This is a genomic window from Pseudomonas duriflava, from assembly GCF_007830155.1.
Taxonomy (GTDB): domain Bacteria; phylum Pseudomonadota; class Gammaproteobacteria; order Pseudomonadales; family Pseudomonadaceae; genus Chryseomonas; species Chryseomonas duriflava.
In genome coordinates this window covers 50556-74966 of record NZ_VLKY01000009.1, presented here as the reverse complement: position 1 = coordinate 74966, position 24411 = coordinate 50556, and the positions used below count along the sequence as shown (strand labels likewise).

The following is a 24411-nucleotide window of genomic DNA, read 5'->3' as shown; positions in this document are numbered from 1 at the left end:
GCAGGGTTACGCATGCGGAGACGCCTGATGAAAAAGCTCAAGCTAGTATTGATCGGAAATGGGATGGCCGGGGTGCGCACTCTGGAAGAGTTGTTCAAGCTCGCTCCCGACCTATATGACGTCACGGTCTTTGGTGCTGAACCGCATCCGAACTATAACCGCATACTGCTTTCTCCCGTGCTGGCTGGCGAGCAGACATTTGAAGAGATCGTGCTGAACGACCTCGCCTGGTATGCCAAGCACAACATCGAGCTGCATCTGAACCGTAAAGTTATCCAGATCGACCGTGAGCATCGCCGCGTGATCGCCGAGGACGGCACCGTGGCCACCTATGACCGCCTGATCATCGCCACCGGCTCTACCCCCTTCGTCTTGCCCGTTCCAGGTAAGGATCTGCAGGGCGTGATTGGCTATCGTGATATTGCCGACACCCAGAGCATGATCGACACCGCTGAAACCCACCGCCATGCCGTGGTTATTGGCGGCGGCCTACTGGGCCTGGAGGCCGCGAACGGCTTGAAGCTTCGAGGCATGCATGTGACGGTGGTTCACATCGGTAATTGGCTGATGGAGCGCCAACTGGACAAGACCGCCGCCACGCTGTTGCAAACGGCTCTGGAAAGCCGTGGCCTCAACTTCCTGTTGCCCAAGCAAACTGCTGAACTGCTGGATGATGGCAATGGCCGTGTTTGCGCCGTGCGCTTTGCCGATGGGGATGAAGTTCCGGCCGATCTGGTCGTGATGGCCGCTGGAATCCGTCCGAACTATGCACTGGCCGAAGCGGCCGGTCTGGAATGCAATCGCGGGCTGATTGTTGATGACGCTCTTCGTACTTCTGACCCTAACATCTACTCCGTTGGTGAATGTGCCGCTCACCGCGGCATCGCCTACGGCTTGGTTGCACCTTTGTTCGAACAGGCCAAGGTTTGTGCGAATCACCTGGCTTTACAGGGCACTGCGCATTATCAGGGCTCGGTCACGTCGACCAAACTTAAGGTAACCGGTATTGATCTGTTTTCTGCCGGTGATTTCATGGGTGGCGAAGGTTGCGAGGAAATCACCCTCTCTGACCCTATCGACGGGGTCTATAAAAAGCTGGTCATCAAGGATGACATTCTTGTTGGCGCCTGCCTGTACGGCGACACCGCCGACGGTAACTGGTATTTCCGCCAGATCCGCGAGCGCCGCAACGTCAGCACGATACGTGACCTATTGATGTTCGGCGAGCATGCCTTGGGTAACGCTGCTCACCAGAGTCAGGACAAGACCACACCGATAAGTGACGAGATAGGGATTTGCGGCAGTAACAGCGTTTGCAAAGGCGCCATCGTCAAGGCAATTGCCGAACACAGCCTGCATTTACCGTCTTCGGCAATACCGTAGCCTGGCCGTTGCCTAACCGATCTATCTCGCTTGCCACACGGCCCGCGTCCAAAGAAAAGAATGGAGTACCTGAATGAACATCCATCTTCACGAACCGTTTCGTGACGCTGCCGCGACCCAGATTACGCCCTCCACCTGCTGCTATTGTGGCGTGGGCTGCGGCGTCCTGATCGAGCATGACGGTGTGCGTATCCTGGACGTCAAAGGTGACCCTGATCATCCAGCCAACTACGGCAAGCTGTGCAGCAAGGGGTCGACACTGCACCTGACCGGCGACCTGGATGCACGTGCGCTCTATCCCGAGTTACGCCTGGGCAAGGGGCTGGCTCGCAGCCGCACTGACTGGGACAGCGCACTCGACCACGCCGCTCACGTGTTCGCCGAAACCCTTCGCGAGCATGGCCCGGACAGCGTGGCATTTTATATTTCCGGACAGCTTCTGACTGAAGACTACTATGCCTTCAACAAACTGGCCCGCGCCCTGGTCGGAACAAACAACCTCGACAGCAACTCGCGGCTATGCATGTCCTCTGCGGTGGTTGGTTACAAGCGCAGCCTTGGTGCCGATGCGCCGCCCTGCTCCTACGAAGACATCGAGCAGGCCGAGACGCTGCTCATTGCCGGCAGCAACATGGCCTATGCCCATCCAGTGCTGTTCCGCCGTCTGGAAGAAGCCAAGGCACAGCGGCCCGACATGAAAATCATCGTGGTCGATCCGCGTCGTACCGATACCACTGCGCTGGCTGATCTGCACCTCGCTATCCATCCCGGTACGGACGTGGCGCTGTTTCATGGCGTTTTGCACATTCTGCTTAGGGAGGGTTGGATCAATCATTCCTACATCAATACGCATACTGAGGGCTTCACGGCGCTGAAGGCCCTGGCGCGTACCTACACGCCTGCCATGGTTGCAGAGCTGTGTGGGATTACCGTTGATGCTTTAAACACCTGCGCCCGCTGGATCGGCATGTCGCCTGCCTTCCTGTCGCTCTGGTGCATGGGCCTCAACCAGTCCAGCGCCGGAACGGCCAAGAATACGGCCTTGATCAATCTGCACTTGGCCACGGGTCAGATTGGTAAAGTGGGTGCCGGCCCGTTCTCCCTGACCGGCCAGCCCAATGCCATGGGCGGACGCGAAACGGGAAGTCTTTCCAACCTGCTGCCGGGGCACCGGGAAGTAGCCAATCCGGCTCATCGAAGCGAGGTTGCCGCTTATTGGGGCGTCGACGCGTTGCCGGAAGCGCCGGGCCTGTCTGCCATCGATCTGTTCGATGCGGTACATCGCGGAAAGATCAAGGCGCTCTGGATCGCCTGCACCAACCCGGCACAGTCGCTACCCGATCAGACAAAAGTTCACGAAGCCCTGGCCAAATGCCCCTTCGTGGTGGTTCAGGAGGCGTTCTTTACCACCGAGACCTGCCGTTATGCCGACCTGCTGCTCCCCGCCGCCAGCTGGGGCGAAAAGGAAGGTACCGTTACCAACTCCGAACGTCGCATCAGTCATGTCCGCCCTGCCATACCTGCGCCTGGTGAGGCACGCCCGGACTGGGCCATTACTACGGATTTTGCCCGGCGGCTCGAAGCTCTTCTGCACCCTGAGGTTTCCAACCGATTCCGCTTCGAGACCCCCCAGGCATTGTTCGAGGAATACAAACACCTGACTGCAGGCCGCGATCTGGACCTATCCGGCATCAGCTATAACCTGATCGACACGCAAGGACCGCAGCAATGGCCTTTTCCAATAGGCGCCACGCAGGGTACGCCACGGCTGTACACCCATGGCCGCTTCCCTACCGAGTCCGGCCGGGCGCGCTTCATTGCCGAAGAGTATGCTGCCGCCAAGGAGCAGCAAGAGGCTCACTATCCGCTCACGCTGAACACTGGCCGCCTGCGCGATCACTGGCATGGCATGAGCCGTACCGGCACTGCCGCGCGGCTATTCAGTCATGTGGAAGAGCCGCTGCTCTCTGTACACCCGGACGACCTACAAGATCGTCGCTTGCTTAACGGTCAACTCGTTAAAGTCAAAAGCCGGCGCGGTAGCCTTATCGTGCGTGTCGAAGCGGATGAAAACGTCCGTCCCGGTCAAGCCTTCCTCCCTATGCACTGGGGAAACCGCTTCCTGAAGGGCTTGGGCGTGAATGTTCTGACTTTGCCTACTTACGACCCGCTCTCCAAGCAACCAGAACTCAAACATGCCGGGATCGACATTGAGCACGCTGAATTACCGTGGGAGCTGTACGCCCTGGTTGAGGGCGATGTGCAGAAGCGCTTCGAAGCTCTACGTCCGTTTTTTGAGCCTTTCTCCCATGCCAGCTTCATGCTGACCGGACGTGAGCGCCCGGCTCTGGTCATCCGCGCGGCGCATGCTGAAGCGCCGGATAGAGCCCTGCTCGACCAGATCATGACAGCCCTGAACCTAACGGAAGGCCCCGTCATGGCCTATGACGATGCCCACCGCCAGATAGGAAAGCGCGTTCGCCTTGAGAACGGACGGATCACGGCACTGTGCCTAACGGGAGAAACAATCGCACGGCGCTGGCTCAAAGAACTCTGGGAGGAAGGCCGGGCGGATCAGCCCCTGCGCCGCTGGCTGCTGGCACCGCTCAGTACACCACCCGGAAGGAACATGGCGGCTAGCGGTAAAACCCTCTGCAACTGCATGAATGTTAGCGAGGATGCTATCCGCGGCGGTATTGCCGAAGGGTTGGACCTGAACGGACTCAAGCAATCTCTGGGCTGCGGCACACAATGCGGCTCCTGTGTTCCAGAGATCAAGCGCATGCTACAGAGCGCTGCACTGTCCCAAAGCGCCTGAGAGACAACTGACACGGCGACCCACTTCAGCATTACCGCATACGGGTCGCCCTACTCAACTTACATAGGGAGAAGTACCACTGAATAGGCCTCTGGCAGACGACCTACGTTACAGCCATCATCTCAGGCCTTTCTAGGTTTTCTGTACACAAGGCAACGCATTTCGATAGGTCTATGAGCACGTCATGCCTCAAGCAAGCGCACTGAATCAACACACAGCGCCCCTCCTTGGTGCAACTTTAGTGGTATCAATACTGCTCGGCCTGTCTTAAACCCCACTAGCTCAGGCCTTTGCGTACTTGGCATAATCACTGCAACCAACGCTTTACATACGATGCCGTGATCAAAGGCGACCACGGCACCTCCGGGAGACTACGTATCTCTACGGAACCGGACAAAGGCGTCCTCGCTGGTAACAGCGGGTGCGCCTTTTTTATTTGCCGTGTTTTTATACCAAGCGTTCTGAATTATCGTTTCGATTAAGAACTGACGATCCAGGACCCTAGAACGTCTGATGAGGGTTTATCTATGAATGCGAAAGTCTGGTTGATCGGCGCAGGCCCTGGTGATCCGGAGCTTCTGACGCTCAAAGCCGTACGCGCTCTTCATGAGGCAGAGGTTGTGCTGATCGATGACCTTGTCAATCCAGCCGTTCTGGAGCATTGCCCAACAGCACGCATCGTCAAAGTCGGCAAGCGCGGCGGCTGTCGCTCCACGCCCCAAGCTTTTATCCACCGGCTTATGCTGCGCTATGCCCGCCAGGGCAAAGTGGTGGCGCGGCTAAAAGGCGGCGATCCGTGCATCTTCGGACGGGGTGGCGAAGAAGCCGAGTGGCTGGCCGCACGAGGTGTGCAGGCAGAGATTGTTAACGGCATCACAGCAGGACTGGCCGGCGCGACCCTGTCGGGTATTTCCCTGACTCATCGTGGCATTGCCCGAGGCGTCACGCTGGTGACGGCCCATACCCAGGATGACAGCACGCTAAACTGGCAGGCCCTGGCGCAAAGCGGTACTACGCTGGTTGTGTACATGGGCGTTGCGCGGCTACAGGACGTACAACAGGGCCTGCTGGAAGGTGGCCTGCCTGCCTCGACACCGGTAGCCATGATCGAGAACGCCTCACTTCCCCAGCAGCGCGAAGGTCGCAGTACCCTGGCCGACCTCCAGATAGACGCCGCCCTCTTCCAGCTCAAGAGCCCGGCGATCCTGGTTATTGGCGATGTGGTGGGAGCGTCCTTCGTACAGTCCACGCCGCTCTGCGAGCCGCTGTCACACTTCGGGTAATGCCGCCTCTATCCAGCGCTCCCTTCGTTTGAACGAGCATTCAAACAAAGGGAGCGCTAACAAGACAAAAAAGCGCTGCCAGGTAAAGGTCTACTGACCACAATGTAAAGCTACCCTATGGCAAGGCTCATAGGAGCAGCATTTTGAGCTGCGCGATATAGCCGAATATTCGCTATCTTCACGACAACACTGGCTCGCCAAGGACCAAGCAGCAAACTTCAATCTCGGCTCACCGTTTAGTCCCTTAGTTTCAGACGTATAGATATCCGAATCGATAGCTTGCTATTGCTGAACAGTAAACGGTCGTTTTAATGTGAAGCCCTCAGGTTTGTAAGCACCCGGTCGATTACTGACTAGCGTTTGCTTACGGCAGGGGCTGCTTGCTGCGCTCCTTTTCTACTCTATGACCGAGCCCGTCGATAATGTCGAGTAACCATTCGCTATTTTCCTCTCGGGAAGTCATCAGGGACTTCATTATCGTTCTTGTACTTGGCGTAGCCGCTTTGCTGGCCCTGGTTCGCTTCGAATTCTTTGAGGCCGTGGTCCGCTTCAGCGCAACGCATGAGAGCTGGGAAGTTGATGAAGTATTTACCGCTTTGGTTATCATCGGTTGGTGCGGCTTCATTTTCGGTTTCAGGCGTATCGTGGACATGCGCAAGGAAATTGCTGCTCGCAAGCAGGCCCAGGAAGAAGCCTATCATCTAGCCACTCACGACAATCTGACCCACCTACCCAACCGCCGAGCGCTTCAAGAGCATTTTTCTCGCGCCGTGGGAGCCAGTAACGAGCCTTTTTTCCTCTCTATCTTCGATCTGGACGGCTTCAAGGCAATTAATGATATCTACGGCCACGGCATAGGAGACACGCTTCTGCAGGATATTGGTTTAAGGATCGGATCTGCATTGCCGCAGGGCGACTTCCTGTGTCGGCTGGGCGGAGACGAATTTGCCATCTTGCTGCATTCGGCCAAGAGCGAGACGGCAGCAAAGGCCACTTTGGAAGGCTTGGCCCGGCTGGTGTCGAGCCCCTGCGTACTGGGCTCGACGGTTCTAACCACGGCGGCTACTTATGGCGTTTCCCGCTATCCGAACGACGGAACCGATATGAGTACGTTGCTGCGCCGAGCCGACGTGGCGCTCTATCAGGGCAAGCGTAACGGCAAAAATGCCATTCGCTTCTTTGACGTGACGCAAGATCATGTCCTAGAAGAACAGTCCCGCATTTCCCAGACACTGCGCGAAGCGCTCGAACTAAGCTATATACGTCCCGAGTATCAGCCGATTGTCGCACTGGGCAGCATGACGATTGCCGGCTTTGAAGCGCTGGCTCGTCTTGACCATCCGGTACATGGCTCGATTCCACCCGATAAATTCATCCCGGCGGCCGAAGATAGCGGCCAAATGACTGAACTTACGGATTACCTCCTGCTCCTGGCCTGCCAGGATGCCCAGAGCTGGCCGGAGCATTTGTTCTTGTCCTTTAACCTGAGCGCTGTCGACCTGCGAGACCCAAATCTACCCGCACGTTTAGAAAACATTCTTATACAAACGGGCCTGTCACCTTCACGTCTGGAGATCGAGGTCACCGAAACCGCCATCATCAAAGATATCAAACAGGCCAAGCTCAGCCTTGATACGCTCCGCGCTTTAGGCATTAAGGTGTCTGTCGATGATTTTGGCACTGGCTATTCGAGCATGGCGCAGATCAGTCGTTTTACATTCGACAAATTGAAAATTGATCGTGAATTCATTAATTCCATGATTATCAACGAAAAGGACGACAAGATCGTACGCTGCATCCTGGGCCTTGGGCACGGCCTGAACATGCCTTCCATTGCCGAAGGCATCGAACACAGCTATCAAGCAACCTGGCTCAAGTCCGCCGGTTGCGAGTTCGGGCAAGGCTTTCTGTTTAGCCGTGCAGTACCGGCTGCTGATGTACTTCTCTTACTGGAACAGCACGCCAAACGCCTGTCCCTTGGCTATTACGAGAGCACTTGACCAGAAGAGGAAAGGCCAGTTATCCATCGCCTGCTTTCGTGCAGCCTGCCCTCCGCTTTCAGATCCAGAATCTACAGAACTCGGCCGCCTCCCTCTGCTCTGATAGATACGTCCCTCACGAGCGTAGCCATGGATCTCATCATTGCCCGTCCCGAAGGTCTTTATTGTCCCCCTGGTGATTTTTATATAGACCCGTGGCGCCCCGTCGAACGCTCCGTCATTACCCATGCCCATGGAGACCATGCTCGCTGGGGAAACCAGCACTACCTTGGTTCGGCACCTAGTGAAGGCATCCTGCGCTCCCGCCTAGGCCAAGACATCAACCTACAAACGCTGCAGTACGGCGAAGTAATCGATCATCACGGTGTAAAAATCAGTTTTCACCCCGCCGGCCATGTACTGGGCTCGGCCCAAGTGCGGCTGGAGTATCAGGGTGAGGTCTGGGTAGCATCGGGGGACTACAAGGTCGAAGCGGATGGCACCTGCGCTGCCTTCGAGCCTGTGCGCTGCCATACGTTCATCACGGAGTCCACGTTTGGCTTGCCGATCTACAAATGGCAACCGCAGAGCGAGATTTTTGAACAGATCAACGCATGGTGGCGGCAGAACGCTATGCAAGAGCGTGCCAGCATTCTTTACTGCTATGCCTTTGGCAAGGCCCAGCGCATCCTGCATGGCATCGATGCCAGTATCGGCCCCATTCTGACCCATGGCGCTGTAGAGCCGCTTAATCGCGTATACCGGAAAGGTGGGATTTACCTGCCGGAAACCCACTATGCCGGAGATTTCAAGAAGAACGATCCGCTCCTGCGCAAAGCCCTGATCATTGCGCCTCCTTCAGCAGGCGGCAGCACATGGGTTCGCCGCTTCGGCGAATACAGTGATGCCTTTGCCAGCGGGTGGATGATGCTGCGCGGCACGCGTCGCCGTCGGGGTGTGGATCGTGGTTTCGTCCTTTCCGACCATGCCGACTGGCCTGGCCTGCTATGGGCTATCGAGCAGACCGGGGCCGAACGAGTCATGGTGACCCACGGTTCAGTAAGCGTGCTGGTACGCTATCTGCGTGAGCAAGGGCTGGATGCACAGGGCTTTACTACCGAATACGGCGAAGAGGATGACGAATCCGTAATTGAAAAGGCCTCTTGAACGCAGGGGTGCGCTGAAGAGGCCCTGTTCCAATAGGGGCTAAAGCTTGTCCTTTACATCTTCCGGCAAGCGACTGTATTGAACCAAAACGGCCTGCCTTTCATGCGGGAGTAGCCTTATCAGGGCAGTTACCGAGCCAGCCAGCTTTTTAAGTACAGAGGGATTGCTTTGACCAAAGTGATAAATTTGCTCAAAGGCAAGCCCTACGGCTAGTTCGAAAGACAACGGTCGCTCGATCAAGCGGATCCGCCCGTCTTCACTGCAATAAATCGAACAGGCTTGCCGTTGACCCAAAATGGTCAATACCTCGCAGAGCCGATCGATAACCCGAAAGGCCGTGGTTGGATCATTGATCGAGGGGGATAACGCCTTGATTGCAATATCCGCCATCTCGATCAGCCAGTACTCGATATCTTGCTCCGGCGTACGGTCTGAGCCAAGGACGAACTTTTTGCGTAGCTCAGCCATAACGGTCTCATCAATAGCCTCAGCAGGCCAGACCAAGGCGAGTACATCTCCCGGCAGAATAAACTTTCCAATACGATGCTCTAAGCGAACGATTAAACCTTGCTTGCGTGCCAGTTTAAGCAGCTCTTCACGGTCGACTGCCTGCAAGTATCCCCCTTGTTCGGTGCAGAGCGGGTATCCTTTTTTATCCAATGCCTCGCTTACACAAGGATCAAGCTCCGCCTGTTTTTCCCCAAGAGGCACAAAGGCATGCTCGATTTGCCCAACAGCCTGCTGTGTCACCTGTTGCAAGATGACGGCAATCTGCATGGCACGAGAAGCATGATCAATAAAGTAAACAATCAATCCGATACTGGTAAGTGCCAGTACGACGCCTAAGGCCATAGCAATCTGCGGAACAAAAGGCGCCGACTGTGGTGAGGCGGAACGAACCATACTCATAACAATCAATGTGTACGTAAAAGTACCTACCAGCCCTCCCAGCACTACCTGATTGGCACGATCAGACATGAAGTTTCTGAGCTGACGCGGAGAGAACTGGCTACTGGAGAGTTGAAGCGCAACGATCATGATGGAAAAAACAGTACCGGTAACCGTCACCACGCTGGTTCCGATTGCCGATAATACTGAGCGAGCCCCCTCTCCTGTACTGCCCGCCAACCATACCAGCTGCTCACCCGAGCTGATTATTCCCAAGCGCTCCAGGGAAACCAGAGCCACAGCCAACCCAGCCATCAAAAGCGACATGACCATGGGAAGGAACCAGAGGCTATCCCGGCATTCGATCCAAATAAAGCGTATATGTTGCCCCATTTACTACAACCTCATCATTAGATAGAGGTTAGAAGGGAACAGCTGTCGAGCTGTTCCACGCCCATAGGTAAACAGGGCGCAGGAATATGAAAAAAAACATGTATCAGGCGGCACAAAGAACTCCTTTCCCTTTAACAGGCTCATAACAACAGCGAAGCGATAGTGAAAACAGAGACGTTGCTCTATACGATAATGAGCAAGCGGCCCGGTCCTCATCGCTTCAAACCGCGGTATTAGGAAAGCGAGACCATCATGAAAGCCTTCGCCGATCTCTATGCCCGTCTGGACGCTACTACCTCCAGTAATGCCAAACTCCAGGCCATGCAGGATTATTTCAGCCAGGCCGAGCCGGCCGATGCGGCCTGGGCTGTTTATTTCCTGGCCGGAGGGCGCCCTCGGCGTACGGTACCAACACGCCAGCTTCGGGAGCTGACGATTGCGGCATCGGGTTTACCGGAGTGGCTCTTTGAGGAAAGTTATCAGGCCGTAGGCGATCTGGCAGAAACGATGTCTTTGCTTATCCCAACGGCCGAACATGTTTCCGATGAGGGGCTTGCAGTCTGGATAGAAGAACGGCTCCTGCCTTTGCGCGGCCTACCGCCGGAAGCACTGGCCGAACGCTTGCCCATGCTGTGGTCCCAATTGGACCGACCTAGCCTTATGGTCAGTCTCAAGCTCATCACCGGCGAGTTCCGCGTCGGCGTGTCCAAGCTTTTGGTAACACGTGCATTGGCAAACATGGCGGACCTTGATGCCAAGCGTATAGCACAGCGCCTGGTTGGCTATACAGACCTGTCCCACCGCCCTACAGCTGAACGCTACCGCGCCCTGATCGCCCCCGAGTCGGAGGATGAACATGCCCAGCGCGGCGGTCAGCCCTATCCGTTCTTTCTGGCTCATGCCCTGCAATTGCCGGTCGAGCAATTCGAAACTCAGCTTGGCCCTGTCGAAAACTGGCAGGTGGAATGGAAGTGGGACGGTATCCGTTCACAGCTGGTCAAGCGCGATGGACGCCTGTGGATCTGGTCGCGAGGCGAAGATCTGGTCACAGACCGCTTCCCTGAACTTCATGCGCTGGCAGCCGGGTTGCCCGACGGTACGGTTATCGACGGTGAGATCGTAGTCTGGAAAGATGAAGAAACCCCCGACCTGCTCATGAGCAGCAAAGAAGTTACGCACCAGCAGGCCGAGCATGCGCCGGGCGAGCCTATTCCCTTCGGCGTTAAACCCTTCGCGCTCCTGCAACAGCGCATAGGTCGTAAGACCTTGAGCAAGAAACTGCTCGAAGACGTGCCCGTCGTAATCCTGGCCTACGATCTTCTGGAGTGGCAGGGTCAAGACTGGCGTAGCCGCCCGCAACATGAACGCCGCGCTCAGCTTGAAGCCGTTACAGCAGCGTGTAACAGTCCGCTACTTCGCCCCTCGCCCTTGCTTACTGGAAAGGACTGGCAGGATCTTGCCCAGCAACGGGAAGCTTCCCGCACCTTGGGCGTAGAAGGCATGATGCTCAAAGCACGGGACTCGCTCTATGGCGTTGGACGAACAAAGGACATGGGCACCTGGTGGAAATGGAAGATCGACCCGTTTTCTGTCGATGCCGTCCTTATCTATGCCCAACGTGGACATGGCCGCCGCGCCAGTCTCTATACCGACTATACGTTTGCCGTATGGGATGGCCCACCCGGCACGAAGGATCGTACCTTGGTGCCTTTCGCCAAGGCGTACTCCGGCCTGACCGACGAAGAAATGCGCAAGGTCGACGCTATCGTTCGCAAGACAACCGTCGAAAAATTCGGCCCGGTGCGCAGCGTCGAACCGACCCTCGTATTCGAGCTGGGCTTCGAAGGCATTGCCCTCTCTACTCGTCATAAGAGTGGCGTGGCCGTACGCTTCCCCCGCATGCTGCGCTGGCGACACGATAAGCCTGTCGAGGAAGCCGACACGCTGGAGATCCTGCAGGGGCTTCTGGTCTAAACGTTACTGATTACTGTTGCCTCACGATCAGGTATTATTCTGCCAAACTAATAGGCTGGTATTATCTATCAAGGAGCCTACCGGCGGCGCTTTCTACAACCGCCGCACCTTCACTCATTGATGCGCTTCACATGGCGGCAAGTCGGAAAAGCGCTGCAGCCCCAAAACGCTTCACCGGCATTCGCGCCGCTTCTAGCTTGTCGCCGTACCATGGGCGAAGCGCAGCGCGAACAGACCGGGGTAGCCGTAGAAGGCGCTATACGTTGACTCGCTTTTTTGCGGCGGGGCCTTGATGCACCACGCTCACGCAAGGCATCCAGAATTTCGCTTCTTACCTCTGTAGTCGAATAGGTCGCACGTGCTGGAATCCGAATGAGCGGCAGGTTGATCGCCTTGCACACGCCTTCGACAAAGACGTCCCGCTCCTGCCGGTCGGCGCGCTCATGGGATTTATCGTCCAGCTCGATGACCGCAACAAATGACAAGTCCTCTGGATCACAAAGCACATAATCGAAATGTTTAGCACTGATCTTGTTAAATGCTCGGTACCAGCGCTTTTGATCACGCATATCGGTAACGCTGGCCACGTCAGCAATGCGCACCTTGCCGAAAACGCGGTAGTCATCGTCGACCGCGCTGTCCAGTACCCGTAGAAAATTGCGTTCGGCAGGCGTGAAGAGAGCCTCATTAAGCACATAGGGGAAATCACGGCGAAACGTGCTGGACAGCTTGAACTTGATAACTAACAGCAGAACGATACCAGCAGCGACACCCCACAATAGTGTGGAGTGCGCAGAAAGCGCTTGAAGCATAGGAAAAACCAACGACAACAGAAAATGAAAACGGATAAAGCCTTTGCAACGCCCATACGGCATCGCCCTCCCTGCCCTGCGCGTCGCTCCGTCAGAGCGAGCGAAAGCCGGGCGGGTACATGTAAAGCGGAGCGGTAAGGATAAGAACCAGGAGGTTTACTTCGGCGTCTGAGCCTGCTTGAGCAGATGCCGCAGTCTGAAGCTTTCCGCCAGCTTGATCAGAAAAGCCAGCATCCAGATGATCATTGGCATGCCGTAGTGATGCGTACCACGGGCAAACTCTATGCTCATAGCAATGACGCCGAACAGTGCCAAAATGATGCCGAGCACGAACAAGGCCACTCCCTTGCCATCATGCGTATGAGCGTCATCCTGTAGGGACGATGCTGGCTGTGCCTGGGGCTTTTTCACCAATGACTCCAAAATACGATTGGGTTACATACATAGCTTAGCCTGATAGAGGCACCGGTTATAGCGTCACAGGCAGGCAGATATTTTTAATATAGCGCTCAAACACCTCGGGAAGACGCCTGAAGAGCGCTTTTTTACCCGCCAGATCACTTGCATGCAGCACCGCCTCAAGCATATCGAAGCTAAGAAGCGCCATTGCTTCGCGGGAAACCGGCCAATAACTCAGATGCCAGGGTTCCTCATAAATTCCCCCTTGATAGGCCCGATAAGGGCGAAAGAAACCAAACGACTCGACATGCTCGTCCAGCCATTGGTGTAATTCATGGAAGACCCCGCCTGGCTGGGCCTCTTCAGGCAACAAGACGATTCGATAGCCGGATGGGAGCCGGCTCCGGTCTACCACATCAATTTCCGTTCCCCAATGGTGCCGGCTGGCGCCTGGCAGAGCCGACCAGCCAAGAATAGCCTCTATACGCCTGTCATCCGACCAGCCAGTCATAGTGCACATATGTCCCCTCTGGTCGTATACCGGCTTTTGGCCGGTGAACTTTCCATTCCAGATTCGCCGCTGCGCCTCAAAGTCTCGAAAGGCGCTGAACGGCGACAAGGCAAACCCGTCCCGCTGTGCCGCCGCCTGCAAGGCCAGGAAAGGCTCATGAACGGCGCGGTGAATGGCAAAGCGTGGCGTATCCACTTGAATAATATGCGTACGGGCAAGGCCAACCAGTTCACCCTCGGTAAACATACATAACGCTCCGTTGGGCCAGTCGAGACAACGTATCGAAAAATTGCAGACGGATGAAAGCCATTAATCATGATACTTGCCCTTCATGCCGGTCCCAGAGCCTCCCCCTCGTTCTGGCTGATGTAGAAGCTTCTGAAACCACATTATTAACCGCCTGGAGCACGGTTAAAATGCGTCGTAAAAGTGCAAGTTCATGCCCCATGCCGGACTTTCGCACACTTTAAGCGCATGATACGTTTCATTGGCCGCCTCACCGAGTGGTTCGCGCGGTCCGAAATCTCTGATTTCATCTGTTCGAGCCGCCATGATGGCCAATTGGTTCGGTTATTGCTGAATCCTTAGGTCAGAGGCAACGCGCCTTTTGCGCGCTGCATCGCATTCAACTCGTAAGGACAACACATGAAAAAGAAATGGCTGGCTCTTTCTGCAATGGCGCTGTGTTTGGCTACTGGTTCCGCTCTGGCCAAGGACATTAAAGAGATCCGCTTCGGTGTAGATACAACCTACCCTCCCTTCGAGTACAAAGCACCGGATGGTAGCTTTGCCGGCTTCGATGTTGAGCTGGGTAATGCGATTTGTGAAAAACTGGCCGTAAAGTGCCGCTGGATCGTAAGCGATTTTGACGGTTTGATTCCGGGGCTGCGTGCACGCAAGTTCGACGGCATCCTTTCCTCCTTGACTGTAACGCCGGCACGTGCCGAGCAGATCGACTTCACGGATCGCATGTGGTCTGGCCCAACCTCGATGGTCGTCAAGGAAGGTGCCAACCTCGAACCTACACCAGAGTCTCTCAAAGGCAAGACAGTTGGCGTTCAGCAAGGCACTATCCAGGAAAGCTTCGCCAAGGCCAAGCTGGCACCGGCTGGCGTTAACGTGCAGAGCTATCAAGATCAGGACCAGGTCTATGCCGATCTGATTTCGGGCCGTGTTGATGTTGCCATGCAGGACATGCTCCAGGCTGAAGAAGGCTTTATGAAATCGCCTCAGGCCAAGGGATTCGTTAACAAGACTATTCATGACGAGCTGTTGCCAGCCGATACGGCTATCGGTGTCCGCAAGGGCAACGATGAAATGAGAACACTGCTCAACAAGGGTATCGCCGCCATTCATGCGGACGGCACCTATGAAAAAATCCAGAAAAAATACTTTGGCGACCTAGATCTCTATAACACCAAGTAAATTGCCATTATCGGATAACGTTGCCTTACTCAGCGCCTCCCTCAGGATTCCTTGTCTGGAAACTCCTCATGGAGGCGCTGGCATTTCAGGCCTATAACAATAGTTAATCCTCATGTCGCAAACGACTTTTGATACTTTTCTGGAAAACCTGGGGCTTGGCGCTCTCAGCTTGCACGGCTACGGTCCGCTGCTACTGGAGGGCACCTGGATGACGCTAAAACTAGCCATACTGTCGCTTATCGTCTCTGTAATCCTCGGCCTTCTAGGTGCCAGTGCCAAGCTTTCGCCGCTCAAGGCGCTGCGACTGCCCGCCGCGCTGTACACAACCCTGATCCGCGGAGTGCCCGATCTCGTGCTGATGCTGTTGATCTTTTACAGCCTGCAGAACTGGCTAGGCGAACTGACCGACTATATGGACTGGGACTACATCGAGATCAACCCGCTCTCAGCCGGCGTCATTACCCTCGGGTTTATCTACGGCGCTTACTTCACCGAAACCTTCCGGGGCGCAATGCTTGCCGTTCCGCACGGGCAGACCGAAGCGGCGATTGCCTATGGTATGACCCGTGCGCAAACATTCTTTCGGATTACCTTTCCACAAATGATGCGCTTCGCCCTTCCGGGAATCGGCAACAATTGGCAGGTACTGCTGAAAGCTACTGCACTGGTATCGATCATCGGCCTGAGCGACATCGTCACGGCCACGCAGGAAGCCGGCAAAAATACCTACAAGATATTTTATTTTCTGATCCTGGGCGGCTTGATCTATCTGTTGATTACTGCCCTGAGCAATCAGGTTTTGAACTGGCTTGAACGCCGGTACTCCGCTGGTGTGCGGGAGGCGGTGCGATGATCGAGATCCTGCAGGAATACTGGCGCCCCTTCCTCTGGTCCGATGGTTACCAGCTTTCGGGCCTTGCCATGACGCTCTGGCTGCTGACGGCATCAATCGCCATCGGCTTCGTGGCTTCACTGCCGCTGTCCGTGGCACGCTTGTCCCGTTACCGCCTCGTGCGATGGCCGGTGCAGTTCTACACCTACATCTTTCGCGGTACACCGCTCTATCTACAGCTGCTGATCTGTTACACCGGCATTTATAGCCTTGAGGCCGTACGCGAGCAGCCGCTCCTGAACGACTTTTTCCGCGATGCCCTGAACTGCACCATCCTGGCGTTTGCGTTGAATACCTGCGCCTACACGACGGAAATCTTTGCTGGTGCGATTCGCAACATTCCCTATGGGGAGATCGAGGCCGCCAAAGCCTATGGGCTAACCGGCTGGCGCATGTATGTGTACGTGATCATGCCATCGGCGCTACGCCGTGCATTGCCGTACTACAGCAATGAAGTGATCCTTATGCTGCATTCCACCACCCTGGCCTTTACTGCGACCGTGCCAGATATTCTAAAAGTCGCCCGGGATGCCAATGCGGCCACCTTTCTAACGTTCCAGTCGTTTGGCATCGCGGCGCTGCTCTATCTACTGCTGTCCTTTACCTTGATCGGCTTGTTTCGGTTGGCCGAGCGCCGCTGGCTGGCCTTCCTTGGCCCAGCACGCTAATCCCTGCCTGGATAGACTATTTTCAGCCCATACGGATGTGGGCCGACCCTCAGGAGTTATTCTATGCGTCACCTGACTCACGCCCTGGTTTCCCCTGTTCCCGGTACAGACCGGAGTATTCACAGCTTTCACTTCGGCCCTGAAGACAGCGGCCGCAAGATCTATATTCAATCCTCGCTGCACGCTGATGAGCTGCCTGGCATGCTGGTAGCCTGGACCCTCAAGAATCGCTTGCGCGAACTGGAAGAAAGCGGACGCCTGAAAGCGGAAATCGTCCTCGTACCGCTGGCCAACCCGATCGGCCAGGACCAACAGGTCATGGACATTCACCTTGGCCGTTACGAATTGGAGTCTGGCCAGAACTTCAATCGTCGTTTCCTTGACATGACGGATGCCGTCGCCGCCGATGTCGAGGCCCGGCTAACCGATGACCCGGCTCATAATCAGGCGTTGGTTCGTGCCAGTTTCAAGGCAGCGCTGGAGCGCGAAACTGCCAATAACCAACTGACTTCTCAACGCCTTGTACTCCAGCGGCTGGCCTGCGATGCCGAGATGGTGCTGGACCTGCACTGTGACTTCGACGCCGTCGAGCACCTCTATACCACGCCGGAAGCCTGGGAACAGGTCGAACCACTGGCTCGTTATTTCGGGTCCAAGGCCAGCCTGTTGGCTACCGACTCCGGTGGCCAGTCCTTTGACGAGTGCTTTACGCTGCTCTGGTGGAACCTGAACCAGCGCTTCGGTAATCGTGTACCAATGGGCAGCTTTTCCGTCACGATCGAGCTGCGTGGGCAGATGGATGTCACCCATGCCCTGGCCGAACGGGATGCCCAGGCCATTCTTGATTACCTTACCCATTACGGCGTTATTGCAGGTGAAGCTCCTGCTCTGCCGGCGTTGCCCTTCCCCGCCACGCCGCTAGCGGCAGTCGAACCTATTGAAAGCCCCATCGGCGGCGTCCTGGTGCTGATAGCCAAGGCGGGCGACGTGATCGAAGCCGGGCAGATCATTGCAGAAGTCATTGATCCCATTGCCGACCGGGTTGTGCCAATCCGCAGCTCGGTCTCGGGGGTGATGTACGCCTGCGCCAATCGCCGCATGGCTACCGCTGGCATGGCAGTGGCTCGGGTAGCAGGTACACAGGCATACCGTAGCGGCTATCTACTGGCGCCATAAGACGACCACGACGTTGCAATCCCTTGAAAGCGCAACGCATGAACCTCGGCGGCCGTTGGAAGGCCGCTGTCTTGAACGGGTGGGAAACCGGTAATGTATAAGCTAACCGTCGAAGGATTGTATAAGCGCTACGGTGATATCGAAGTCCTCAAGGGCGTCTCGCTCAAAGCTAAAAAAGGCGATGTGGTCAGCCTGATTGGCGCCAGCGGCTCGGGCAAGAGTACCTTTCTGCGCTGCCTTAACTTTCTGGAAATACCCAATGCCGGAACGATTACTCTGGACAACGAGCCTATTCGGCTGGAACCCGACGATCATGGCCTGCGGGTGGCAGACGATAAACAGCTGCAGCACCTACGCACTCGCTTAGCAATGGTATTCCAACACTTCAATCTCTGGTCGCATATGACCGTATTGGAAAACATCACGATAGCGCCTCGCCGAGTGCTTGGCGTTAATAAGCAAGAAGCCGAAGCACGCGCCCGGGCCTATCTGGATAAAGTTGGTCTGCCCTCCCATCTGGCAGACCAATACCCAGCCTTTCTCTCGGGCGGCCAGCAACAGCGTGTTGCTATCGCTCGGGCCTTGGCCATGGAGCCGGAGATCATGCTGTTCGATGAGCCGACCTCTGCCCTGGACCCGGAACTGGTAGGTGAAGTACTCAAGGTAATCCAGTCCCTGGCTGAGGAAGGCCGTACCATGTTGATGGTGACCCATGAAATGGGGTTTGCCCGCGAGGTATCGACCCAGGTGGTTTTCCTGCATCAGGGCCGTGTGGAAGAGGCCGGAGCGCCCTCCAAGGTGCTGGTCAACCCACAGAGCGAGCGCTTGCAGCACTTTTTGAGCGGCAACCTGAAATAAAACCTCTAGCGCACTCCGTGCAGTGCGCCCTCTCAACACCCCAACGGTTTTCTTTACGGGGAACCAGCCTGCCTCAAAGGACTCCGACCTCTTAAGCACGACGGAGTCCATCACGTTGCCACCTGCTAAATCTTCTGCGCCCTCACGCGGGGCCGCCTGGTTCGCTCAACGCGGCTGGTCACCCTTTCCTTTTCAGGAAGAGGTATGGAAAGCCGTTGGGCGCGGCGAGTCCGGTCTGCTACACGCTACAACCGGCTCGGGAAAAACCTATGCCGTCTGGCTCGCCGCCCTCAACCACTTTGCTTCGACTAAGCCGCTTACGGCTAAAGGCGAACCGAGCAAACGCAAGCAGGTAGCCGCCCCCTTGACCGTGCTTTGGTTGACCCCCATGCGCGCCCTGGCTGCCGATACACTCCGTGCGCTGGAAATCCCTGTGGCCGACCTGGATATCGATTGGACCCTAGGGCTGCGCACTGGCGATACCGGCAGCGCCGAACGCGCCCGGCAGACACGTAGGCAGCCCAGCTCACTGGTTACGACGCCGGAAAGTCTTTCATTGATGCTCAGCCGGGAGGACAGCCGCGAAGTCTTCTCACACTTGCGTATGGTCGTGGTGGACGAATGGCATGAACTGCTAGGCAACAAGCGTGGCACTCAAGTGCAACTGGCCCTGGCCCGCCTTCGCCATTGGAATCCCGGCCTGATCGTTTGGGGGCTTTCGGCGACCCTGGGCAACCTGCCCCATGCCCAGGAAGTGCTTCTCTCAGGCCATCCCGGCCGGCTCGTTCAAGGTAAGCTGACCAAAGACCTGCGTGTCGATACTCTGCTTCCAACACAAGGCGTCGAGCGCTTTCCCTGGGCCGGACATCTGGGGCTGCGCATGGTGCCGCTGGTCGCTGCGGAGATTGAGCAGAGCGCCACAACACTTGTCTTTACCAACACGCGAGCTCAGGCAGAGATCTGGTATCAAGCCCTGCTCGAAGCTCGTCCGGAATGGGCGGGCCTGATAGCCCTACACCACGGATCGCTGGACCGCGATGTGCGGGAGTGGGTTGAAGTCGGGCTCAAGGAGGGCAAGTTAAAAGCGGTTATCTGCACCTCCAGCCTCGACTTGGGCGTCGACTTCCTGCCTGTCGAGCGCGTCTTGCAAATCGGCTCGCCCAAGAATGTCGCCCGGCTTCTGCAACGGGCCGGTCGTAGCGGCCATGCACCCGGACGCCCGTCTCGCGTTACACTGGTACCAACCCAGACGTTAGAACTAGTTGAGGCCGCCGGTGCGCAAAAAGCGGTATCGGCACGCAAGATCGAATCACGTGCAGCACCGCCCAAGCCTCTCGATGTTTTGGTGCAACACCTGGTAACCATTGCCTTGGGCGGTGGTTACCGGCCGGATGAGCTGGTGCAGGAAGTACGTTCCGCCTGGGCGTATCGTGCTCTTACTGATGAAGAATGGTTCTGGGCGCTGGCCTTTGTGCGTCATGGCGGGCATTCGCTGACCGCTTATCCGGACTATCGCCGTGTAGAGCCGGATGAGCATGGCGTCTGGCGTGTCCCGGACCGTCAGTTAGCGCGCCGCCATCGCATGAGCATTGGTACGATTGTCAGCGAGGCAGCCTTGCGCGTGCAGTTCTGGAGCAAGGGCGGCGGTGGCGGCACGCTTGGCAGCGTTGAAGAGGGTTTTATTGCACGCCTGAAGCCGGGCGATACCTTTCTTTTCGCAGGCCGAATCCTCGAACTGGTGCGGGTGGAAAACATGACCGTGTACGTCCGCCGCGCTACAGTCAAAAAGGCGGCCATTCCGCGCTGGAGCGGTATGCGCTTACCGCTTTCCGATGAGTTGGCGGAAGCGGTAATCCATGAATTGACCGAAGCGGACCAGGACCGCTTCGGCAGTCCTGAGATGCGCCTGGCCAAACCCCTGTTGGAAATCCAAAAACAGTGGTCAGCCTTGCCCACGCGTCAACGCCTTCTTGCCGAAGTTATGAAGTCTCGCGAGGGGTGGCACCTGTTTCTTTATCCCTTTGCCGGACGCCATGCCCATTTAGGGCTAGCCAGCCTCATGGCCTGGCGACTGGGACAGCAACGCCCCTTGAGCTTTTCCATTGCAGTCAACGATTATGGCTTTGAATTGCTTTCCCCGACTGCCGTAGACTGGCCAAACCAACTAAATGCCGAGCTGTTCTCTACAGAAACCTTACTAACCGATGTGCTGGCCAGTCTTAATGCCAGTGAGCTGGCTCAGCGGCGGTTTCGCGAGATTGCCCGAATTTCGGGGCTGATTTTTACAGGTTATCCCGGCGCACAAAAAAGTACGCGCCAGCTCCAGGCCAGCAGCAGTCTTTTTTTCCAGGTATTCCAGCAATATGACCCCGAGAACCTGCTGCTGACCCAGGCCGAGCAGGAGGTGCTTCGTCAGGAGTTGGACGTAAACCGTCTCGAGCAGGCCCTTCAGCAAATGCAACGCCTGGAGCTGAACCTGCAGGTAATCACGCGACCAACACCGTTCAACTTTCCTTTGCTGGTTGAGCGGTACCGCGAAAGTATGAGCTCGGAAAAACTGGCCGATCGGATAGCGCGTATGGTTCAGGACCTGGAAAGCGCCGCGGGGCCAGGTAATTATGTGCCTCAGGTTGGAGCAGAAGCTTTGACTACGCTGAATGCTGGTGAGTCGGATTTGCCATCACGCAATCGTAAACGTCCTCCGCGACCTCAAAAGAATGGTCTACCCACACGCAAAAAACAGAGCACTACGTAACAGTTTGCTGCCTGGCTAGCAGAATACTTAAGCACAATGTCACATAATGTTTTTTGACGCGGTAACTTTGACTTCGCCGCGCCCTTATGAAGTACATGAAAACGCTTTTGTCCGCTTTGCTTTCCTTTCTACCTGCCCGAACACTGCCCCCAGCCACTCGTTGGCAGGAAAGCCCTCTGTTGGCCCAGTTATTCCGCAAGAGTAACACCCAAGGCACGTTCGTTTTATATGACGTCTCGGCGGATACCTATACAGGTCTCGATCAGGCGCGAGCCTCTACTCGCTTTAGTCCAGCCGCCACCTTTCTGATTCCGAGCCAGCTGATTGGTCTTACAGCCGGGAACACCGTCGGCCCCTCTCTCGCCATGCCTGCCGAAAATAATCTGCAGCCTTCGGTCCCGATGTGTGAGCAGAACGGCGGCTTGCAGAGAGCACTGATACTGTCTGACATTCAGACTCAAGGGGCGCTACCCCACCTGCATGCGCACCTGCTCAAGCTCGAATACGGTAACCACGACGTAGGTAGTAAACACCCGCATGCCTTTTGGGAATCGGGACCGCTGGCAATCAGTGCACTTGAGCAGACGCGGTTCCTATCCCGTCTGGCACAAGGCAAGCTGCCTTACCCAACAAAAGCACAGCGACAAACTCAGGACCTATTCTGGCTTGAGCAGGGTGGCGACTGGCGCCTCTATGGCACAACAGGCTGGCTCACTGATCGAGAGCACCCGCTGGGCTGGTGGGTCGGTTGGGTAGAAAAGCAGGGCCGGATATATGGATTCGCCCTTAATGGGGATATGACTGAAAAGGAGGACACCGAGGCGTGTATTGCGCTGGGAAAGTCATGTCTCAGGGCGCTCGGTATTCTTTGAATGCCCGCCTAACCTTTCAAAACCGCCTGACACAGCTCTTGAGGTTATAGGCGCCTGTCGTCACCCGCTGCTACGCGCCCTTGAGAACGGCTGTTACCATGCAGGCCTGTCTCCTCGCTACACGGCTCCATGCAGACTCATTTTTCCCTTACTTTGGCCGGTACAGAAATATGGCTACTGGCTGACAAGGCTATCTATTGGCCAGAACGCAAGGCCTTGTTGATTGCTGATGTGCACTTTGGCAAAGCCGCCGCGTTTCGTGCCCTAGGGCAGCCCGTACCACACGGGACAACAGCCTCTAACCTATCGCGTCTGGATGCTCTGCTTGATCGCTACTCATGCGAACAGGTGTATTTTCTGGGTGACTTTTTGCATGCGCCGGAATCACGAGCCCCCTTAACACTAGAAGCCCTGGCGCAGTGGCGCAGCCGCTGGCCTGACCTAGCAATGACCTTGATTCGCGGTAACCATGACCGCCGTGCCGGCGACCCACCCTCGTCGCTACGGATCACTGTTGTTTCCGAACCCTTTTTGGTTGGGCCTTTGTCTCTTCAGCACGAGCCGGACCCGCATCCCACGCACCATGTTTTGGCCGGTCACGTGCATCCAGTGTTCTACCTGAATGGCCGCGGACGCCAACGTTTGCGGCTACCCTGTTTTAGCGTTGAGACAGGGCTGACGCTGCTACCCGCGTTTGGAGACTTTACGGGAGGCTGGGAGATAAAACCTGCAGCGGCTCGGCGAATTTTCGTTCTGGGTGATGGCGGAATATGGCCGCTCGGATAAGCCTAAAGGGCCAAAAGGCCCTTTAGGAGAAGAATTAATCGACCTGTGCAATACCGGAAATGGTAATGCCGTGCCGTTCCAGTAGCGCTATCGTAGGCGCATCGTAGTCGTTAGGTAGATCGCTATCGTCATAGTCGGTATCGCTCAAGGCGTCGTCCCGTACCAGTTGCGCTGCTTTTTCCATATCGGGTTTTTCAGCATGGTTATATTCCACGACGGACGTGTTGCCATCATTATTGGTATAGGTGATTTTCCACTTAGGCATCGCACGTACTCCAGTAATCAACTGACTCTATGGGATTAGACGTCTAAGCTGCGTACAGTTCTCCTGGCAAGGCGCGTCATTGGTCGAACAACACATCGACCAGATGACCGAGCCCACCGCTGCCCAGCCCTATGTTCTGCAATGCCTGCCGGGCCGCTTGCAGATGGCAGTCGAGCTGCGCCTGCACGGCATCCTGGCCAAGCAACGATACCAGGGTCGACTTGCCATGATCCTTGTGTGCGTCCTTGCCAATGCCCTGGCCATCCTGCAAGTCGTCAAGCAACTGAAATGCCTGTCCTAGCTCGACGGCAAAATGGTGCATCCCTTCGCGTATGGCTGGCTTGGCCGACAGCGCCAGCGCAGTCATGTCCAGCGCCGCGGTAAAAAGCGAACCTGTCTTAAGCTGATTGGCACTGGAAATGGCGGCAGCTTCCCGAGCCGTTTGCCCTTCCCGAAGATCCCGATACTGCCCGCGCACCAATCCTTGCGAGCCAACAGCGCCTGACAGCAGACAAACCATTTGGGTACGCAGCACCGGTGCCACGCCAGGCACGCTGGCCACAACACAAAACGCATGGCTGAGCAGCGCCACAGCGCCTAGCACTGCAACGTCTTCCCCATACTGAACGTGTATCGTCGGACGACCACGCCGCATTTGCGCATTGTCCATGCACGGCATGTCGTCGAGAAACAGGGAGGCGGCATGCACCATTTCCACGGCACATCCCAGATCCAATATTGCTGGTGTTACATGCCCCAGATCCCTTGCTGCCAGAAGCATCAGTAAAGGACGTATACGTTTGCCAGGCGCCAGGGCGCCTTCACGCATGGCGGCACAGACGAGATCCCCCGATTCGACAGGAGGAAGCAGTTCTTCCAGGCGCACATCGATCCGGGCACGCTCTTTTACAAGCTCAAGAGCAGAATCCTTTGCAGGTGTTGGCACTAATACCGTGGCCATGAGTCGAGATACTCCAGCACATGTAAGCGAGCCGACGAAAGGTCGACGCCTGCGTCTCCAGTTATTCCTTGATCTACTCTTGCAGATCGGAGCCGCTTGACGTACTCATGACCACAACAGCCGACGAAAGGTCGATGATCACAGGA

At 56.3% G+C, this 24411-nt stretch carries 19 protein-coding genes and 1 pseudogene; 14 read left to right on the top strand and 6 right to left on the bottom strand.

Annotated elements, in window-relative coordinates:
- Positions 1–27 precede the first annotated feature (27 nt).
- From IQ22_RS14035 to IQ22_RS14015, 5 genes and pseudogenes are all read left to right on the top strand, one after another.
- Positions 28–1356: pseudogene (locus IQ22_RS14035) on the top strand (FAD-dependent oxidoreductase); the annotation flags it as partial.
- A gap of 100 nt (positions 1357–1456) precedes the next feature.
- The gene (locus IQ22_RS14030) at positions 1457–4201 is read left to right on the top strand and encodes a nitrate reductase (RefSeq protein ID WP_145143040.1); all 2745 of its coding nucleotides are present in this window, start codon (positions 1457–1459) and stop codon (positions 4199–4201) included.
- A gap of 527 nt (positions 4202–4728) precedes the next feature.
- Positions 4729–5484, top strand: a complete 756-nt coding sequence (gene cobA / locus IQ22_RS14025) for a uroporphyrinogen-III C-methyltransferase (protein WP_145143038.1) — start codon at positions 4729–4731, stop codon at positions 5482–5484.
- Between the two features lie 422 nt (positions 5485–5906).
- Positions 5907–7484 (top strand): putative bifunctional diguanylate cyclase/phosphodiesterase, encoded by a 1578-nt coding sequence (locus tag IQ22_RS14020; protein ID WP_145143036.1) that lies wholly within the window; start codon positions 5907–5909, stop codon positions 7482–7484.
- A gap of 129 nt (positions 7485–7613) precedes the next feature.
- The gene (locus IQ22_RS14015) at positions 7614–8630 is read left to right on the top strand and encodes a ligase-associated DNA damage response exonuclease (protein ID WP_145143034.1); all 1017 of its coding nucleotides are present in this window, start codon (positions 7614–7616) and stop codon (positions 8628–8630) included.
- A gap of 39 nt (positions 8631–8669) precedes the next feature.
- On the opposite strand, the gene IQ22_RS14010 is transcribed toward IQ22_RS14015, so the two are convergent.
- Complete coding sequence (locus tag IQ22_RS14010; RefSeq protein WP_145143032.1) at positions 8670–9911, bottom strand: DUF2254 domain-containing protein; 1242 nt, start codon at positions 9909–9911, stop codon at positions 8670–8672.
- Positions 9912–10163: 252 nt separating this feature from the next.
- Here IQ22_RS14010 and IQ22_RS14005 point away from each other — a divergent pair, with 252 nt between their 5' ends.
- On the top strand, positions 10164–11885 hold the full coding sequence (locus IQ22_RS14005) for an ATP-dependent DNA ligase (protein ID WP_145143030.1): 1722 nt from the start codon (positions 10164–10166) through the stop codon (positions 11883–11885).
- Between the two features lie 110 nt (positions 11886–11995).
- On the opposite strand, the gene IQ22_RS14000 is transcribed toward IQ22_RS14005, so the two are convergent.
- The 3 genes from IQ22_RS14000 to IQ22_RS13990 all read right to left on the bottom strand — a co-directional run bounded on the left by IQ22_RS14000 (position 11996) and on the right by IQ22_RS13990 (position 13802).
- Positions 11996–12697: a DUF2726 domain-containing protein gene (locus IQ22_RS14000; protein WP_145143028.1), complete on the bottom strand. Its 702-nt coding sequence runs from the start codon at positions 12695–12697 to the stop codon at positions 11996–11998.
- Between the two features lie 156 nt (positions 12698–12853).
- The gene (locus IQ22_RS13995) at positions 12854–13108 is read right to left on the bottom strand and encodes a hypothetical protein (RefSeq protein ID WP_145143026.1); all 255 of its coding nucleotides are present in this window, start codon (positions 13106–13108) and stop codon (positions 12854–12856) included.
- 58 nt (positions 13109–13166) lie between these two features.
- The gene (locus tag IQ22_RS13990) at positions 13167–13802 is read right to left on the bottom strand and encodes a M15 family metallopeptidase (RefSeq protein ID WP_425298868.1); all 636 of its coding nucleotides are present in this window, start codon (positions 13800–13802) and stop codon (positions 13167–13169) included.
- 450 nt (positions 13803–14252) lie between these two features.
- Here IQ22_RS13990 and IQ22_RS13985 point away from each other — a divergent pair, with 450 nt between their 5' ends.
- From IQ22_RS13985 to pdeM, 8 genes are all read left to right on the top strand, one after another.
- A complete protein-coding gene (locus IQ22_RS13985; RefSeq protein ID WP_145143022.1) occupies positions 14253–15032 on the top strand; it encodes an ABC transporter substrate-binding protein in 780 nt (259 codons plus the stop codon).
- A 112-nt stretch (positions 15033–15144) separates the two neighbouring features.
- On the top strand, positions 15145–15885 hold the full coding sequence (locus IQ22_RS13980) for an ABC transporter permease (protein WP_145143021.1): 741 nt from the start codon (positions 15145–15147) through the stop codon (positions 15883–15885).
- The gene (locus IQ22_RS13975) at positions 15882–16592 is read left to right on the top strand and encodes an ABC transporter permease (RefSeq protein ID WP_145143019.1); all 711 of its coding nucleotides are present in this window, start codon (positions 15882–15884) and stop codon (positions 16590–16592) included. The genes IQ22_RS13980 and IQ22_RS13975 overlap by 4 nt, the downstream gene beginning before the upstream one ends.
- Positions 16593–16655: 63 nt before the next feature.
- Positions 16656–17768, top strand: a complete 1113-nt coding sequence (locus IQ22_RS13970; protein WP_145143017.1) for a succinylglutamate desuccinylase/aspartoacylase family protein — start codon at positions 16656–16658, stop codon at positions 17766–17768.
- Positions 17769–17861: 93 nt separating this feature from the next.
- Positions 17862–18626 (top strand): ABC transporter ATP-binding protein, encoded by a 765-nt coding sequence (locus IQ22_RS13965; RefSeq protein ID WP_145143015.1) that lies wholly within the window; start codon positions 17862–17864, stop codon positions 18624–18626.
- A 115-nt stretch (positions 18627–18741) separates the two neighbouring features.
- The gene (locus IQ22_RS13960; protein ID WP_145143013.1) at positions 18742–21381 is read left to right on the top strand and encodes a ligase-associated DNA damage response DEXH box helicase; all 2640 of its coding nucleotides are present in this window, start codon (positions 18742–18744) and stop codon (positions 21379–21381) included.
- A 95-nt stretch (positions 21382–21476) separates the two neighbouring features.
- Positions 21477–22253 carry a penicillin-binding transpeptidase domain-containing protein gene (locus IQ22_RS13955; RefSeq protein ID WP_145143011.1) on the top strand — a complete coding sequence of 259 codons (777 nt, stop codon included), beginning with the start codon at positions 21477–21479 and terminating at the stop codon, positions 22251–22253.
- Between the two features lie 129 nt (positions 22254–22382).
- Complete coding sequence (gene pdeM, locus IQ22_RS13950) at positions 22383–23039, top strand: ligase-associated DNA damage response endonuclease PdeM (RefSeq protein ID WP_145143008.1); 657 nt, start codon at positions 22383–22385, stop codon at positions 23037–23039.
- A 34-nt stretch (positions 23040–23073) separates the two neighbouring features.
- Here pdeM and IQ22_RS13945 read toward each other — a convergent pair whose 3' ends face one another.
- Together IQ22_RS13945 and IQ22_RS13940 are read right to left on the bottom strand one after the other, a co-directional pair.
- Entirely contained in the window at positions 23074–23304 is a 231-nt protein-coding gene (locus IQ22_RS13945) for a hypothetical protein (RefSeq protein ID WP_145143006.1), read from the bottom strand.
- 76 nt (positions 23305–23380) lie between these two features.
- A complete protein-coding gene (locus IQ22_RS13940; protein ID WP_145143004.1) occupies positions 23381–24265 on the bottom strand; it encodes a polyprenyl synthetase family protein in 885 nt (294 codons plus the stop codon).
- Positions 24266–24411 lie beyond the last annotated feature (146 nt).